Below are 14,939 nucleotides of genomic sequence, written 5' to 3'. Positions count from 1 at the left end.
ATATGAAGTATGATTTTGTAAATGAGCTTGGGTATCTGGGATTAGCTGTGCGTCTGAAGCGGCTCAGTGACGCCATGGTTCATAGTGGCCGACAGATGTACAAAGAGCTGGGACTAGACATTGAGCCCAACTGGTTCTTGATTTTTCTACTACTGAAGAAGTATGAAAAACTATCCGTTACCGAAATAGCAGCAAAACTGCACTTCTCCCACCCCTCAGTGATCACTATGGTGGGAAAAATGGAAAAGGCCGGGTACCTCCACTCTTCGCTTGATAAATTGGATTCAAGAAAAAAGCTCTTCACTCTTTCGCTTAAAGCAGAAGAAAACCTTCCGCGTTTTGAGGAGGTGTGGCAAGCAGGAACAGAGGGTGTGAAAAAGCTTTTTTCTGAGGATAACAACTTCCTTAACACATTGGAAGCACTGGAAGTACAGTACAGCCAGAAAGATTTTAAAGAACGAACCCTAAATGAATTAGGCAATGAATAACACCCTTGACTTTTCACCGAAGCAATTCGAAGCACTCCTAAACAAAACCTCGGATTTAGTTATCAATCAACTTTCCAATCTCGAAGAGAAGAAAGCCTATCATTTTTTTCAACAAAAGGAAGTCGAAAGCTGGTTTGACGAGCCGCTTCCCAATGAAGGAATGAATCCTGAAGATGTCATAGACCTATTCAAGGAACTGGTGATGGATACTGCAACAAATAATGTGGGACCGTATATGTACGCCTATGTAATGGCCGGCGGGTCGCAGATGTCATTACTTGCAGAGAAGCTTACTGCAACCATCAACCAAAATGTAGGCAAATGGCACCTGGGGCCAGCTGTGAGTGAAATAGAGAAACGTGTAGTACAATGGGCTGGTGAGCTTACCACGTTTGGAAAAAATTGTGGAGGGGTGATGGTGAGCGGTGGATCTGCGGCCAACCTTGCAGGATTGACAGTAGCCCGCAACATCTTTTTTGAGAAAGAGAAAATCCGGGAGCGAGGGTTATTCGGGATGAAGCCGTTTACTGTCTATGCTTCCAACGAAGTGCATGGATGTGTAGACAAGAGCCTGGAGGAATTAGGGATCGGCTCGTCTCATTTGAGAAGGGTGGGCGTAAATCCTGACTTCACCATCGACTTACAAGCTCTCCGTACGGCCATCGAGCAAGACATAGCAGCTGGTTTTACTCCTTTCTGTCTAGTGGGCAATGCAGGCACAGTCAATACAGGTGCCATTGATGACCTGACGGCCCTTGCAGCCATCGCAAAAGAATTCGGCATGTGGTTTCACATTGATGGGGCCTATGGGGGACTCCCTGCATGCCTGGATTCCATTCAAAAAGAATACAAGGGCATAGAGCTAGCAGACTCTCTCGCACTGGACTTCCACAAGTGGATGTACCAAACCTTCGAAGCAGGGTGTCTGCTGGTTAGAGATTTCGCCATCCTGCAACGCACTTATTACAAGCAGGCCAGCTATCTGGATACCCGACTGGAAGAGCAAGGGCGCACCAACTTCAATGAGCACTATTTCCAACTGACGCGAAATGCGAAAGCGGTGAAGGTGTGGATGAGTCTGAAGACCTACGGCATGAAAAAGCTGAAGGCAATGATCCAGAAAGACATTGACCTGGCACACTACCTCGGTGAACAGGTGGAAAAAGTGCATGACTTTGAATTGAAAAGTACATCTCACCTGGCTGTCACCTGCTTCCGGTATACCAATGGACTAACGGATGAAGCAGCTATAGATGAGTTAAATAGAAAATTGATTCCTGCTCTGGAAAAAGACGGGCGGGTGTTTATCACCGGCACTACACTCCACAATCAGTTTGTGATCCGGGCTTGCCTGATCAACCACCGGATGCATGAGGGAACTGTAGATTATTTGATGAAAGTAATCAGAGAGGTGGCTCAAACCATTCAGTGATGCATATCAGAAAAGCAACAGCGGAAGATTATGATGCCGTCTGGGAGATTTTCTCGGCGGTGATCCGAGGTGGTGACACCTATGTGTTTCCAGCCGACACCCCTAAAGTCGACCTGAAGAAACATTGGTTTGCGCCCTACATGGAAACTTATGTAGCTGAAGATGAAAATGAAATTGTAGGCACCTACATCCTGAAACCCAATCATCCTGGTCGCGGTAGTCATATAGCCAATGCGAGCTACATGGTGAAACCTTTAGCGCGAGGCAAGGGAATTGGCAGTCTGCTTTGTGAGCATTCCCTGGATACAGCTAATGAACTTGGCTATCAGGCCATGCAGTTCAACATTGTGGTCTCTACCAACACCACAGCAGTTAAGCTCTGGCAAAAGTTTGGATTTGAGATCATCGGCACCACACCGAAAGGCTTTCAGCACAAGGAACTGGGACTGGTGGACGCGTATGTGATGTGGAGGAGGTTAGTGTGATGTTTAGATTGTTCCGATATATTTGAAGGGAAATAACACGCATATGTGTGTTACATCAATGTTTACGAGAATACCGCCACCATGAAATACCTAGCCCTTGATGTAGAAACTGCCAACTCAGACTACTCTAGTTTGTGTCAAATTGGAATTGCAGAATTTGAGAATGGCAACATAATTAACAAGTGGAGCAGCTTAATTAATCCTGAGGACTACTTCGACTATTTTAATATTGAACTTCATGGAATTGATGAGGAAAAGGTAAAAGACTCTCCAACTTTTCCTGAAATTTATGATGAACTCGTTAGTTGGATTAGTGAACGCATTACAGTTCATCATATGCCGTTCGATAGAGTTGCAATTTCTAGAGCATGCGAGAAATATGAATTAAAACAGATTTCTCCTGTTTGGCTTGATTCAGCTAAGATAGCACGACGAACTTGGAAGGAAGTAGCCTACAGAGGATTTGGTTTGGCTAACCTAGCTGAAATGCTGAACCTTGAATTTGACCATCACGACGCATTAGAAGACGCTATTACAGCAGGTCATGTTGTTAATGTGGCTTCAAAAATTGAAAACCTGTCAATTGAAGATTGGGTTGAACGAGTTAAGAAACCTCTGACAATTTATAAGGATGGATCTTCTACTATAAAGCTCGATGGTAATCCAGATGGCCCTTTATATGGGGAACAGCTAGTTTTCACTGGGACTCTTTCTATGACGCGAGCTGAAGCTGGTAAGATTGCTGCTGAACTAGGTTGTGACGTAACGAACTCAGTAACCAAGAAAACAACAATGCTTGTAGTTGGCATACAAGATTCATTTAAACTTGCTGGATATGAGAAAAGCTCAAAGCATCGGAAAGCTGAGAAGCTGATTAAAGAGAAAGGACAAAATATCAGAATACTCTCCGAGACCGATTTTGAGCGAATCTTTGAACTAGAATAACCTCCCCTCACTAGCGCTATCGTCTCGCTTGTGCTTAGAATGAAGATGCCGGATCAAGTCCGGCATGACACTCCACCCTTAGTTACTTCCGTCATTCCGGTTTTGATGGAACGGCCAGCGCCTCGAATCAAATACCGAAATCTTCGTATAAAAAACTCTGCAACCTCATCAAAGCGCGTGTCGCCCTGAGCCTGTCGAAGGGTGTGGGTTGAGGACGGGCAAGAGCATCCCTAAAGCTTGTCTATCCTTCGATAAACTCAGGATGACAAGGGTGAGATTCCTCGCTGACAAGGATGAGATTCCTGCTGGGTGACAAAGGTAAGATTCCTCACTCCCCTTCGACGGTCTCAAGAATGACCCCCACTAGCGCAAGCGTCTCGCTTGTGATTTGAAATAAGATGCCGAGCCAAGTCCGGCATAACAGCCAAGATGATAACGTCATTCCGGTTTTGATGGAACGGCCAGCGCCTCGAATCAAATACCGGATCTTTGTGCAAAACCTTCTCCACCCTCATTAAAGCGCATGTCACCCTGAGCCTGTCGAAGGGTGTGGGTGAGGGCGGGTAAGAGCATACCCGAAGCTTGTCTATCCTTCGATAAACTCAGGATGACAAAGGTGAGATTCCTACTCAGTGACAAGGATGAGGTTCCTGCTGGGTGACAAAGGTAAGATTCCTCACTCTCCTTCGTCGGTCTCAAGAATGACGCTCCACATGCAATGAGACTTTTTATTCTAACCTCCACGCAACCTTTACATACCTACTCGCATCAACCTGGCAGTAACCCTAAAAAAACAAACCTAACATGCTAGACAATCCAAAAATCAATATCAAAATCAAGCTTTCCGCTCTTTGGACCTCACTGGTCTTCTGCTTTTTGTACGGTGATTATTTTGAACTATACACTCCAGGTAAAGTAGATAGCCTGTTGACAGGCAACAATGTCCTCGATAGCCCAATGACGTTGCTTCTCGCATCAGCAATCCTTGCCATACCCTCATTAATGGTGGCACTGTCTGTTTTACTCAACCCCAAGCTTAGTAAGATGCTAAATATCGTATTTGGAATTTTGTTCACACTCATGATGCTACTCATAGGGATCGGATCCATGACCCCATGGTACTCTTTTTATGTGTTCCTCGCCTTTCTGGAAAGCTTAATCACTATGGTAATTGTCTGGATGGCCTGGAGGTGGCCCAAGGTTTCGAACGGAGAAAATTAAGCATTCCTGTCCCTTCTCTCTGTAATGACGTTAAAACATAAGTCACCCTGAGCCTGTCAAAAGGTGTGGGATGAGGGCGGGTAAGAGCATCCCGAAAGCTTGTCTATCCTTCGATAAACTCAGGATGACAAAGGTAAGATCCTTAATCCCGATCGTTGGTCTCAGGAATGAAGTTAGAGAATTGCAATGGTCGTCTTCGTGAACACTGCCTACCGCAAGCAGGCTCAGACTGACCCTAGTCGTCATTCCTATTTTCGAAGCGCAGCGAAGAAATACCGGAATCTTCAATAATGGTACAAGATTCCTGAATCCCTCCTTCGTCGGTCTCAGGAATGACGTTCTTGAATTGAGTATTAGCTCCTACGCTCATTCAATTGATTCACAGCCGTCTGTAGCTCCCGTTTTAGCTTCACCTGCTTTTCTCGAGCTTTATTTTTATGCTCCTCGTATTCTGCTTGCAAGGTTTCAAACTCCCGCTTGGTTTTGGAGGTCACTTTGTTGCTGCGGATAAACATGAAGTAAGCCATCACTCCTAATACGGCCAATGCAGCAATGATCACCCACACCATGATGTGATAACCTACCTTGGAAAAGGGAATGCCAAGGAAATAGATAGTATCATTCAAATTCAGGCTTTCATCGAGCCTGGACTGAAGATCTGCAACGTTAGCTTCAAGGGCTGCAATAGAAGCTTCCTGATCTTGTATTTGCGATTTCAGGTCATTGATGGTTCGTATATTCTGACTCAATGAATCGCTCACTTCCTTCCAGAAAGCGTTCAATCTCGTGCGAGGGATCACCTTATATTGCTCATAGGTTTCCGTACTCTCGAGCATCTCATCATACTTCTCCTGAAGAGTTTCCTGTGCGTAAGCAGGAAGAAAAAAGATGAATAAAATAAAGGTACTAAGGGTGAGTCTTAGGTTTTTCATTGTGTTTGGCTGGTTAAATAAATACACATTACAATTCTAAAAAAGTAACGGGTGTGGTGAGATGAAATTATGACAATTTCACCTTTTGTTTCATTGGGTTTACTCCACTACTTCCACCACCAGGTTGTGGTTGGTGTAGATGCAGATGTCTGCCGCAATGGTGAGTCCTTCGCGCACCATTTCCTCTGCAGTGAGATTAGGTGCGTGTTTTTTAAGTGCCAATGCAGCTGAGCGCGCGTACATACTTCCAGAGCCAATTGAGGCAATGTCATTGTCAGGCTCCAGCACGTCACCTGTCCCTGATACTACGAGTACTTCATTCTTATCAGCTACAATCATCATAGCTTCCAACTTTCGCAGGTATCTATCGGTACGCCAGTCCTTGGCAAGCTCAACAGCTGCTCTTTTCAGGTTACCTGAATAGTTGCTCAGCTTCTCATCAAAGCGATCCAGTAAGGTGAAAGCATCGGCAGTAGATCCGGCAAACCCGGTCACAATCTTACCATCGCCCAGCTTGCGGATTTTCTTCACATTCGATTTTGCTACCGTATTGCCAAGAGTGGCCTGTCCGTCCGCACCAATGGCCACTTTACCATTGTGCTTGATTGCCAGGACAGTTGTTGATTTTATTTTTTCCATAGAATCTTTATCTAGCCTTAATAAAGGAAAAGATGCTTCACAGAGTTCAAAATAGTTACAATTTGTCAGGTTGAGCCTGTCGAAACCTCACAATAAGAAAACACATTTCGACAAGCTCAGTGTGACAGAATTAAATCAAAATCCTAACAGGATCTTCTAATAGCTCCTTGAATGTCTTCAGGAAAGCAGAACCTACCGCTCCGTCCACAGCTCGGTGATCGCATGATAAGGTCACCTTCATCACGTTACCCGGCTTCATCTCACCATTCTTCACAATCACAGTCTCTTTGATACCTCCTACGGCCATGATACATGCATCCGGTGGATTGATGATAGCCGTGAACTCTTCAATTCCAAACATACCCAGGTTGGAAATGGTGAAAGTGTTGCCTGAAAATTCTTCCGGCTGAAGCTTCTTGTCTTTTGCTTTTTGCGCCAGCTCCCTCACTTCTGCAGAGATGTGCGAAAGTGATTTGCTATCGGCAAAGCGAACCACAGGCACGATGAGTCCATCAGGGATCGCTACCGCTACTCCCATATGCACATGCTGGTGCTTCATCATGTGATCACCATGCCAGCTGACGTTCACATCCGGGTGCTGACGAAGTGCTGCTGCTGCAGCTTTAATCACCATATCGTTGAATGATATCTTCACCGGAGCAATCTCATTCATGGACTTCCGCGCTTCAATAGCCTTATCCATGTTAATTTCCATTGTGAGGTAGAAGTGAGGTGCAGAGAATTTGCTATCGCTCAGTCGCTTAGCGATTACCTTACGCATCTGAGAAAGCTCTACCTTCTCGGAACGCTCCTCGCCTACAACCTGAGGAATATTGATGGCTTGCTTTCCTGCATCCGCAGAAGCAGACTGGGTAGCCTGAGATGGTGTGAAGTTTTCTACATCCGCTTTCACCACTCTTCCTTCCGGACCAGAGCCATTTACTTGTGACAGGTCAATACCTTTATCTGACGCAATCTTTTTAGCTAATGGTGATGCTTTCACCCGCCCGTTTGAACCAGAACTGCTGCCACTGGAAGATGGAGTAGCTGGCTTTGCTGCTGGTGCGCTTGATGATGCCGCTACTGGTTTCTCTTCTTTTTTCTCTTCCTTAGGCGCTTCTTCTGAGGCTCCTGATTGTTCTTCCGCCTTTAGCAAAGTTTCATAGTCTGCTCCTTCCTCTCCAATGATGGCTATCACGCCATCCACCGGCACTCCGCTACCAGCTTCCACGGCTGTATAAAGAAGCGTACCGTCCTCATATGCCTCCAATTCCATGGTTGCCTTGTCGGTTTCTACCTCTGCCAGGATATCTCCTGACTCTACCTTATCTCCTTTTTTCTTCAGCCACGATGCGATCACCCCTTCCTCCATCGTATCACTCATCTTAGGCATGCGAATGATTGAAGCGTTTATGTTGCTTGTATCGATCTTTTCTCCTGAACTTTTCGAAGACCTTTCTTCTTTAGGTGCCTCAGCAATTTTTTCCTCGGCTTGTCCATTACTGGCTTCTTCCAGAAGATGTTTATAGTCCTCTCCCTTCTCACCTATGACAGCCAAGATTCCATCCACAGGTACGGACTCCTTTTCTTTCACGCCGATATGCAACAGCACACCGTCCTGATAAGACTCCAGTTCCATAGTTGCCTTATCTGTTTCTACCTCCGCCAGCACATCGCCAGAGCTCACCTCATCGCCCTCTTTTTTCAACCATGAAGCGATCACTCCTTCTTCCATGGTGTCACTCATTTTGGGCATTCTTATTACTTCCGCCATTTAGATCGTCTTTAATTCTAAAGTCAAAATTAACCCATCCGGTAAAATAAAAATTTGGTTTCGGCACAAAATGAAAATTGAGTAAGCGATGTTCTCGTATTAAATTGCCAAAAATGCTGGATAGATATACAATAACGCTTAACTCAGACGAGCTGGCACTGGTTTTAGGAGCTGAAGTTCCCGATACATACGAGCCTCAATTTAATGCAGCGCCTACTAAGGTATTGCCGCTGATTACGAGTGCCAAACCAGATAAAATTTCTTTTTTCAACTGGGGGCTGATGGCCATGTGGTCTAACAATAAAGCGATGAGTCCTAAGTTTTTCAATCTCCCTATGGATTCAGTGATCAATAAGGCCAGCTACAGAAAGAAATTAAGCACGCACAGATGTGTTATCCCCATGGATGGATTTTATCTGTGGAAACAGGTAGCTAAGAAACAGCAGGTACCTCACTATTTTTTCTATCCTGACAAGAAAGTTTTTTCAGTGGCCGGACTTTGGGAAGAAGATGAAGAAGGCACAAAATCATTCATCATGATCACCCGCCCATCAAACGAGCAGATCGGTGATTTTCAGGAAGACATGCCCGCAATCTTGAATGCAGCAGCTACACGCAGATGGCTCGAATCTGAGGATGAGGATGAGCTAAATGATTTATTAAATCAAGTATCTAAGGAAGAATTTATCTCCCACACGGTTTCACCTAAGATCAGGGATATTGAAGGGAATGATGTTTCATTCATAAAGCCAGCCCCCGCATCGGATCAGCATGGCAACTATACCCTCTTTACCTAATGCGATTTATATCGATTGCTTGCATCCTTCTTTTATCCTCCTGCTACGTGGGTCAGGAGCTGGCACCTGATCAGGATGTTTGGGAGTATGCCCAGCCCAACGAGGTAGGACTCTCTAGTGAGATCCTTTTGGATCTCAACAATCGAATAAAGCTCAATGAATTTCAGGAAATCAACGGCTTGATCATCATCAAAAACGACAGACTGGTTTTTGAAAACTACTACGAAAGGTACCTTGACTCTTTTGAGCAGGTTTTCAGAAAAACAGACCTGAATAGAAGAAATGAGGTAATGAATCTGAGTAGTGCTGGGATGACCTTCACTCTTGCAGCAGTTGGAGTGGCAGATGACAAACGGATAATCTCCATTGAGGACCCTATTATGGACTACCTACCCGGATATGAGCAAATATTCGAAGATGATCCGGACAAACAAAACATCACCGTCGCTCACCTGATGAGCCATAGAAGCGGGTTTTCGTGGAATGAAAGTATCCAGCCTTTTAGTCTGACCAATGACTTAAACCTTATGAAATCCACAGATGACTGGATAAAGTATGTCCTGGAACAGCCGTTGGAAGCACCACCAGGGCTGAGATTCAACTTAAATACCGGTAGTGGGATCCTCCTAGCCAAAATCATTGAGACTGCATCCGGCCAGAGTTTTGAGACATTTCTTGAGGAAAATATTCTTACCCCCTTATCCATAACCACACTTACAATAGATACAGACGAACAAGGAAACTTTAATGGCGGTGATGGTATAAGTGTATCATTGCTGGACTGGACCAAGCTAGGTTACCTTTTCCTCAAAGAGGGTATCTGGGAAAACAGAAAGATTTTGGATCCAAATTTTGTAAACAATGCAACCTCTATGCAGTCAGTAGTGTCAGGAACTTATAACATGGGACATATCTGGTGGCTCTTTGGGGAAAATTTTTCTGATTCATTCGGAATTGCTCATGATGACATCATTTATATCCCGGGAGAACTAGGACAGCATATGTACATTATTCCTTCCGAAAATATGATTGTTTCTATCTTCGCGGCGAACTACTTTTTACGATTTCAAAATCCATCGTTAAACTTGTTCGCTGAAATTACCTACTCGTTCCAGTAAATTCACATGAATAAAGACAATGACCTTTTGCTTTTTGAGCAAGTGAAGAGCAATGACTTTTCCTCGTATGAGGTCATATTCAAGCGTTATTACAAGGAGCTTTACCGGTTTGCATTTACCTATGTGCGGGATGTGACCATTGCGGAAGAAATGGCACAGGAGGTATTCTTGTATATGTGGGAAAAGCGAGGAAACATTGAGATTCAAACAACACTCAAAACCTACCTATACTCCGCTGTAAAAAACAAGTGCCTGAACTATATCAAGCTGGAGCTTCCAAAGCAGCAATCGATGGCTGATGTGAGTGAAGTGATGCTGAGTGTGAGTATGCCCAAAAAAGACGAGGGTGAAAATGAGAAGTTGAAGAAGTACATCCAGACTGCAATAGATGCTCTACCAAAGAAATGTCGTAAGATTTTCATCCTAAGCAGAAATGCCGGTATGACCTATGAGGAAATAGCCGAAGAGCTTGATCTTTCGAAGAAAACTGTGGAAAATCAGATGGGAATTGCACTAAAAAAATTGAGGGAATCGCTGGAACATGTGTACAAACATTATAAAGAGCATATGGCTTGAAAAAAAGTTAAAAAAAATTAGGGGTTGACCCACCTCTGATTGACTGACTAATGAGATGGCAAAGGACCTGGAAGCATATAACCACCTGAACTACAAGGAACAGTCCTCTTCCTCTGAGGATGAGTTCGTTGAGTTCCTATTTCAGCACTCTGAGATTGAGGCGCCAGAAGTAGATGAGAATAAAGCTTGGGAAGCGTTGAATAGAAAAATTCATCACAATCCAAACAAGAGCTTTACCTGGATGAAAATCGCAGCTAGTGTAGCAATCCTGGCAATTCTTTCCATTTCTCTCTTCCTGTATAATCCTACTCCGAATCAAATTCACGTAGCATCTACCGACCAAAAGGTGAATGTTAAATTTCCTGATGGGTCAATTGGAATACTGAATGCAAATTCATCGTTTACCTACCCTGAGGAGTTCGGTGATGAACGAAACGTTTCATTCACCGGAGAGGCCTATTTTGATATTCAAAAAAGCAAAAAACCATTCATCATTGATGTAAATGGTGTAGACGTTCGGGTACTTGGAACTGCTTTTAATCTGATTACTACAGATAATGAAGTAAAGCTATTTGTAGACCGAGGGTTGGTTGCTTTTGAAAAAGAAGGTAAACAAACTCAGGTTTCAGCTGGTAAGGAGGCTGTTTTCAACAGAAAAGATGCCACAGTAGAAATTAAGCCTATGCCTTCAGCTAACATCATGAGCTGGAGGAATGGAATCTTCAATTTTGACAAAACACCACTAAGCGAAGCTCTAGTGGAATTGGGAGAGTATTACAAGGTTGAGTTTAAACTATCTGATGATCAGCTTAAAAAATGCCGAATATCAGTCACCTTCAACAAACAAACGCTCGACGAGGTTTTAGAGACTATCAGTTCCGTGCTGGGTGTGAAAACTTCTCTGAAGGATAATACTGTAAAAATTTCTGGCTCAGGCTGCTAATCGTAGCTTAATCGATTCATTACTTTTGTGGGCGTGTTTGTCGCCTACTATTCCACTTTACGTAAAGTACTAACCATCACATGCTTGTGCTGGATAAGTGTTTCCTATTCACAAAGCGCGCTTCAAGGCAACCTTACATTCTGGGGTGAAGTAACCCTTTTCAAATCATTGGATTCGTTGCGAGCTCAGGGTATTGCCATTGCTTACAGTGCCGATAAACTGACAAATCAATCTCTTACTATTGAAAAAGGGCTGACCGTAAAGCAATTTCTGGATAAAATTATCGAAAGTAGAATTGCGGACATCAATTACGAAAGTGGACAAATAATCGTTTCACCACATATTCCTAAATCATATACTGTCCACGGTGTTTTAAAAAATGTAGAGTCTGGTGAGCACATCATTGGTGCATCTGTCCAGGTGGTCGGAACTAAGCTGGGAACCACAACAAATGGCTATGGATACTACTCGCTTACCTTAAAAGAGGGAGACTATTTCTTACAGTTTTCTCATATAGGTTATCAGTCCAAGAAGGTTGAAATTTCACTGTACAGAAATACCTACACGGATGTATCAATTCCTCCAAAAGTGACCGAACTGGATGAAGTGGAGGTAAACTCTGTTTCTGATGATGCCAATATCTCGGAAAATGTACCTTCCATCAATCGCATCTCCATTACCGGCGCAGATGGCCAAATCCCATATTTCCTCGGCGAAGTGGATGTGATTCAAAATGCACTACTCAAACCAGGAATAAGGGCTATCGGAGAGGACGCTAGCGGTATCCATGTACGAGGTGGAGGAGTGGACCAAAACCTCACACTCCTGGACGAAGCAATTATCTACAACCCAAACCACTTCTACGGGCTGATTTCAGTATTCAACCCTGAAGCCGTCAATGATGTTCGGATCATGAAGGGGTTCATTCCCCCATCCTATGGAGGCAGAACCTCATCGGTGATTGAGGTTCGTCAAAAGGAAGGAAATGTCAACAAAACTCGTTTTTCAGGAGGTCTTGGGATACTTTCTGCAAGAGCCCTTATTGAAGGACCAATTCATGAAGGAAAGAGCTCATTTTTGATTTCCGGAAGACAGAGCTTGCTCAATCTTTCTATAGATGATTTCGCGAGCACTTCAGTCAGAAGAAACAGAATCCGATTCCAGGATTTGAATGTAAAACTCAATTTCAAGTACAGTCAGGCAAGTACCTACTACCTCTCCGGGTATATCGGGAATGACCGAAACCTTGCAGGGCTCAACTCAACCAGAAACTGGGGAAACCGTATGCTAAATTTCCGATGGAATTACCTATTCACACCCAGATTATTTTCTAATATTTCTGCTTTTGTATCTGAGTACAATTATCGAATTGAAAATACCGAAGAACCAGGAGCGTTTATTGGCCGATCAAAGATTGCAGATCATGGCTTAAAAATGAACCTAACCTATGTTTTTAATCCAAACAATGAGGTTTCATTTGGCTTCAGCACAATCTACCATAGGCTATTGCCTGGCTCCCGGGAGCCTCTCGACCAAAACGCCACAACCAATAAAATTGAGTTGGAGAATGAACAAGGATTTGAATCAGCGGCACACATAGGTCAAGAAACCAGCATTGGAGATTTTTCATTCAACTACGGACTTAGAGTAAGTGGATTGCATACTTTGGGACCGGGCACTGTTTACAGGTATCAAGATGGTACCCCTTTCTCTGATACGACCATCACCGACACTCTTCGGTTCAGTAGTTTTGAAGTCATAGAGAAAAGCATCAATCTAGAGCCTCGATTTTCAGTCAATTGGAGGCTCAATGAGTCCGCATCATTGAAGGCCGCCTTCTCACGTACAGCACAGTATTTACACCTCATTTCTAACACAGTATCACCTACCCCAACTGATATTTGGAAGCTTAGCAATGAATACATACCCCCTACCACCACAGAGCAGTACACCCTTGGTTTTTACAAAAATCTAAATGGAAATATGTGGGAGCTTTCCTCAGAGGTTTACTACAAGGACATCAACAGCAATATTCAGTACAAAAATGGGGCTGATCTAGTATTTAACGAAAACATCGAAACTGAACTAATTATAGGAGATGCCAGAGCCTATGGACTGGAATTGTACGCTCGTAAAAAAACAGGCAAGCTCAAGGGTTGGATTAGCTACACGCTTTCGAGAGCTGAAAGTAGAATCCCAGAAAACAATACCAATCCATACATCCTGGAGAATCATGACAAGACACACGACTTCTCCACTTCGTGGAGCATGCAGCTTTCTCCGAGATTGAGTGCTTCAACCAACTTCCTCTTCAACACAGGCATACCTGTGACCTTACCGACTGACAAATACGTGTTTGAAGATAATCTTGTCCCTCATTTTCAGTTTAGAAATAATGCCCGCCTACCAAGTTATCACCGGCTTGATTTGTCAGTGAAGTGGGAAGGAAAGACTTTTAAGAAGAGTGGAAAGCGGAGGAAGAATGATGATTATTGGATATTGACCATCTATAATGTCTATGCCAGAAGAAATGCATACTCCTATTTTTATAGGGAGTCACCCATAGATCCGGGTACGGCTCAGGTAGTGAAATATTCAATTTTTGGCACAATTATTCCTGCCATTACGTACAATTTCAAATTTTAGTGAAACGAATAGCTTACATATTGATTCTTGGATTTTTTGCCTGTGAGGAGGTGGTAGTGGTGGATTTACCAGCACCACAGAATCTAATAGTGGTAGAGGGTTGGCTTTCGGATTCATTGGGCAGGCATCCCATCAGGATTACACGTTCCAATGGATTTGCTGATAAGAACTCGGTAATTCCCATAGAAGATGCTCAGGTGCTGGTGCAGTCAAAAACCGGAGAGGTCTTTTCATACTCATACAATATAGATGGCTATTACCTTGCCGATGCAGACTATGAAGGTACTAGCCGAGCGGAGTATCGTGTCCTTATTGAGCTAGACACTTTTAGCATAAGGTCTGAATGGGATGAAATGCCCGAAAGAGTCCTTTTGGAGAATCTCCAGGTGGACTCCTTCGAAGATAATGACCCGGATGATCCGGATCGCCAAATTACCATCTACTACCCTAAAATCACTACTCCTGATCCTGCAGGTCAAGATAATTTTTATCGATGGTTGTTTTTTAAGAATGGAGAACGATTTAATGAACCGGAACCCATCACCATCCAAAACGATCGACTTTTTGATGGGAACCTAATCCCTAACAATTTTCAAAATTTTGATTATGAAATTGGAGATGAGATGACCGTACATCTCTTATCTATTTCACCTAGTTCATTTAACTACCTATCCCTACTCAGATCCCAAATAACCACACTGGGCACCTCTTCCGGAACTACACCAGCTGTAGTTACTGGCAACCTTTCCTATGTTAATGTACCCAACAGACAAGTTTTAGGGTATTTCGGAACTGCCGCTATGAGCTATGGCACCTTAACTGTTCAATAAGTTCTATGCTGCTTAGGGGTAGATGCTTGCTGGGATGACATAGCAGTATGAAAAAGAAAATTACCCTAATAATCGCCTCACTTCTACTCGCACTTTTAGGTTTGAAAGTGACC

16 protein-coding genes are annotated in these 14,939 nt (G+C 43.6%); 11 read left to right on the top strand and 5 right to left on the bottom strand.

The window, feature by feature from the left end; genetic code table 11:
* Nucleotides 1–2 precede the first annotated feature (2 nt).
* The 4 genes from ACEQZT_RS11030 to ACEQZT_RS11015 all read left to right on the top strand — a co-directional run bounded on the left by ACEQZT_RS11030 (nucleotide 3) and on the right by ACEQZT_RS11015 (nucleotide 3,350).
* Nucleotides 3–488, top strand: a complete 486-nt coding sequence (locus ACEQZT_RS11030; protein WP_370089482.1) for a MarR family winged helix-turn-helix transcriptional regulator — start codon at nucleotides 3–5, stop codon at nucleotides 486–488.
* Nucleotides 481–1,920 (top strand): aspartate aminotransferase family protein, encoded by a 1,440-nt coding sequence (locus tag ACEQZT_RS11025; RefSeq protein WP_370089481.1) that lies wholly within the window; start codon nucleotides 481–483, stop codon nucleotides 1,918–1,920. The genes ACEQZT_RS11030 and ACEQZT_RS11025 overlap by 8 nt, the downstream gene beginning before the upstream one ends.
* Nucleotides 1,920–2,405 (top strand): N-acetyltransferase family protein, encoded by a 486-nt coding sequence (locus ACEQZT_RS11020; RefSeq protein ID WP_370089480.1) that lies wholly within the window; start codon nucleotides 1,920–1,922, stop codon nucleotides 2,403–2,405. The genes ACEQZT_RS11025 and ACEQZT_RS11020 overlap by 1 nt, the downstream gene beginning before the upstream one ends.
* Nucleotides 2,406–2,486: 81 nt before the next feature.
* Nucleotides 2,487–3,350, top strand: coding sequence for an exonuclease domain-containing protein (locus ACEQZT_RS11015; RefSeq protein ID WP_370089479.1), 864 nt, complete (start codon nucleotides 2,487–2,489; stop codon nucleotides 3,348–3,350).
* 474 nt (nucleotides 3,351–3,824) lie between these two features.
* Here ACEQZT_RS11015 and ACEQZT_RS11010 read toward each other — a convergent pair whose 3' ends face one another.
* On the bottom strand, nucleotides 3,825–4,094 hold the full coding sequence (locus tag ACEQZT_RS11010; protein WP_372530154.1) for a hypothetical protein: 270 nt from the start codon (nucleotides 4,092–4,094) through the stop codon (nucleotides 3,825–3,827).
* A gap of 60 nt (nucleotides 4,095–4,154) precedes the next feature.
* Here ACEQZT_RS11010 and ACEQZT_RS11005 point away from each other — a divergent pair, with 60 nt between their 5' ends.
* Entirely contained in the window at nucleotides 4,155–4,571 is a 417-nt protein-coding gene (locus tag ACEQZT_RS11005) for a DUF6326 family protein (RefSeq protein ID WP_370089478.1), read from the top strand.
* Between the two features lie 235 nt (nucleotides 4,572–4,806).
* On the opposite strand, the gene ACEQZT_RS11000 is transcribed toward ACEQZT_RS11005, so the two are convergent.
* The 4 genes from ACEQZT_RS11000 to ACEQZT_RS10985 form a co-directional block, all read right to left on the bottom strand.
* Nucleotides 4,807–4,941 (bottom strand): hypothetical protein, encoded by a 135-nt coding sequence (locus ACEQZT_RS11000; protein WP_370089477.1) that lies wholly within the window; start codon nucleotides 4,939–4,941, stop codon nucleotides 4,807–4,809.
* The gene (locus ACEQZT_RS10995) at nucleotides 4,925–5,503 is read right to left on the bottom strand and encodes a hypothetical protein (protein WP_370089476.1); all 579 of its coding nucleotides are present in this window, start codon (nucleotides 5,501–5,503) and stop codon (nucleotides 4,925–4,927) included. Before ACEQZT_RS10995 ends, ACEQZT_RS11000 begins: the two co-directional genes overlap by 17 nt.
* Before the next feature lie 99 nt (nucleotides 5,504–5,602).
* Nucleotides 5,603–6,142 (bottom strand): ATP-dependent protease subunit HslV, encoded by a 540-nt coding sequence (gene hslV / locus ACEQZT_RS10990; protein WP_370089475.1) that lies wholly within the window; start codon nucleotides 6,140–6,142, stop codon nucleotides 5,603–5,605.
* A gap of 130 nt (nucleotides 6,143–6,272) precedes the next feature.
* Entirely contained in the window at nucleotides 6,273–7,916 is a 1,644-nt protein-coding gene (locus tag ACEQZT_RS10985) for a pyruvate dehydrogenase complex dihydrolipoamide acetyltransferase (RefSeq protein WP_370089474.1), read from the bottom strand.
* A 113-nt stretch (nucleotides 7,917–8,029) separates the two neighbouring features.
* On the opposite strand from ACEQZT_RS10985, the gene ACEQZT_RS10980 reads away from it, so the two are divergent.
* The 6 genes from ACEQZT_RS10980 to ACEQZT_RS10955 all read left to right on the top strand — a co-directional run bounded on the left by ACEQZT_RS10980 (nucleotide 8,030) and on the right by ACEQZT_RS10955 (nucleotide 14,826).
* Nucleotides 8,030–8,713, top strand: a complete 684-nt coding sequence (locus ACEQZT_RS10980) for an SOS response-associated peptidase (protein WP_370089473.1) — start codon at nucleotides 8,030–8,032, stop codon at nucleotides 8,711–8,713.
* Complete coding sequence (locus ACEQZT_RS10975) at nucleotides 8,713–9,831, top strand: serine hydrolase domain-containing protein (RefSeq protein ID WP_370089472.1); 1,119 nt, start codon at nucleotides 8,713–8,715, stop codon at nucleotides 9,829–9,831. Before ACEQZT_RS10980 ends, ACEQZT_RS10975 begins: the two co-directional genes overlap by 1 nt.
* A 6-nt stretch (nucleotides 9,832–9,837) precedes the next feature.
* The gene (locus ACEQZT_RS10970; protein ID WP_370089471.1) at nucleotides 9,838–10,407 is read left to right on the top strand and encodes an RNA polymerase sigma-70 factor; all 570 of its coding nucleotides are present in this window, start codon (nucleotides 9,838–9,840) and stop codon (nucleotides 10,405–10,407) included.
* A gap of 55 nt (nucleotides 10,408–10,462) precedes the next feature.
* Nucleotides 10,463–11,350 carry a FecR family protein gene (locus tag ACEQZT_RS10965; protein WP_370089470.1) on the top strand — a complete coding sequence of 296 codons (888 nt, stop codon included), beginning with the start codon at nucleotides 10,463–10,465 and terminating at the stop codon, nucleotides 11,348–11,350.
* An 84-nt stretch (nucleotides 11,351–11,434) separates the two neighbouring features.
* On the top strand, nucleotides 11,435–13,996 hold the full coding sequence (locus ACEQZT_RS10960; protein WP_370089469.1) for a carboxypeptidase-like regulatory domain-containing protein: 2,562 nt from the start codon (nucleotides 11,435–11,437) through the stop codon (nucleotides 13,994–13,996).
* The gene (locus ACEQZT_RS10955; protein ID WP_370089468.1) at nucleotides 13,996–14,826 is read left to right on the top strand and encodes a DUF4249 domain-containing protein; all 831 of its coding nucleotides are present in this window, start codon (nucleotides 13,996–13,998) and stop codon (nucleotides 14,824–14,826) included. The genes ACEQZT_RS10960 and ACEQZT_RS10955 overlap by 1 nt, the downstream gene beginning before the upstream one ends.
* Nucleotides 14,827–14,939: the final 113 nt, after the last annotated feature.

The sequence above is a fragment of the Ekhidna sp. genome (genome assembly GCF_964218185.1).
Taxonomy (GTDB): Bacteria; Bacteroidota; Bacteroidia; order Cytophagales; family Cyclobacteriaceae; genus Ekhidna.
Note: the sequence above shows the minus strand (reverse complement) of the source record. Positions and strands in the feature narration are given on the sequence as shown.

Coding starts and splice junctions, on each gene's coding strand:
- ACEQZT_RS11030 (WP_370089482.1), top strand. CDS start 3: ATGAAGTATGATTTTGTAAATGAGCTTGGGTATCTGGGATTAGCTGTG.
- ACEQZT_RS11025 (WP_370089481.1), top strand. CDS start 481: ATGAATAACACCCTTGACTTTTCACCGAAGCAATTCGAAGCACTCCTA.
- ACEQZT_RS11020 (WP_370089480.1), top strand. CDS start 1,920: ATGCATATCAGAAAAGCAACAGCGGAAGATTATGATGCCGTCTGGGAG.
- ACEQZT_RS11015 (WP_370089479.1), top strand. CDS start 2,487: ATGAAATACCTAGCCCTTGATGTAGAAACTGCCAACTCAGACTACTCT.
- ACEQZT_RS11005 (WP_370089478.1), top strand. CDS start 4,155: ATGCTAGACAATCCAAAAATCAATATCAAAATCAAGCTTTCCGCTCTT.
- ACEQZT_RS11000 (WP_370089477.1), bottom strand. CDS start 4,941: ATGAGCGTAGGAGCTAATACTCAATTCAAGAACGTCATTCCTGAGACC.
- ACEQZT_RS10995 (WP_370089476.1), bottom strand. CDS start 5,503: ATGAAAAACCTAAGACTCACCCTTAGTACCTTTATTTTATTCATCTTT.
- hslV (WP_370089475.1), bottom strand. CDS start 6,142: ATGGAAAAAATAAAATCAACAACTGTCCTGGCAATCAAGCACAATGGT.
- ACEQZT_RS10985 (WP_370089474.1), bottom strand. CDS start 7,916: ATGGCGGAAGTAATAAGAATGCCCAAAATGAGTGACACCATGGAAGAA.
- ACEQZT_RS10980 (WP_370089473.1), top strand. CDS start 8,030: ATGCTGGATAGATATACAATAACGCTTAACTCAGACGAGCTGGCACTG.
- ACEQZT_RS10975 (WP_370089472.1), top strand. CDS start 8,713: ATGCGATTTATATCGATTGCTTGCATCCTTCTTTTATCCTCCTGCTAC.
- ACEQZT_RS10970 (WP_370089471.1), top strand. CDS start 9,838: ATGAATAAAGACAATGACCTTTTGCTTTTTGAGCAAGTGAAGAGCAAT.
- ACEQZT_RS10965 (WP_370089470.1), top strand. CDS start 10,463: ATGGCAAAGGACCTGGAAGCATATAACCACCTGAACTACAAGGAACAG.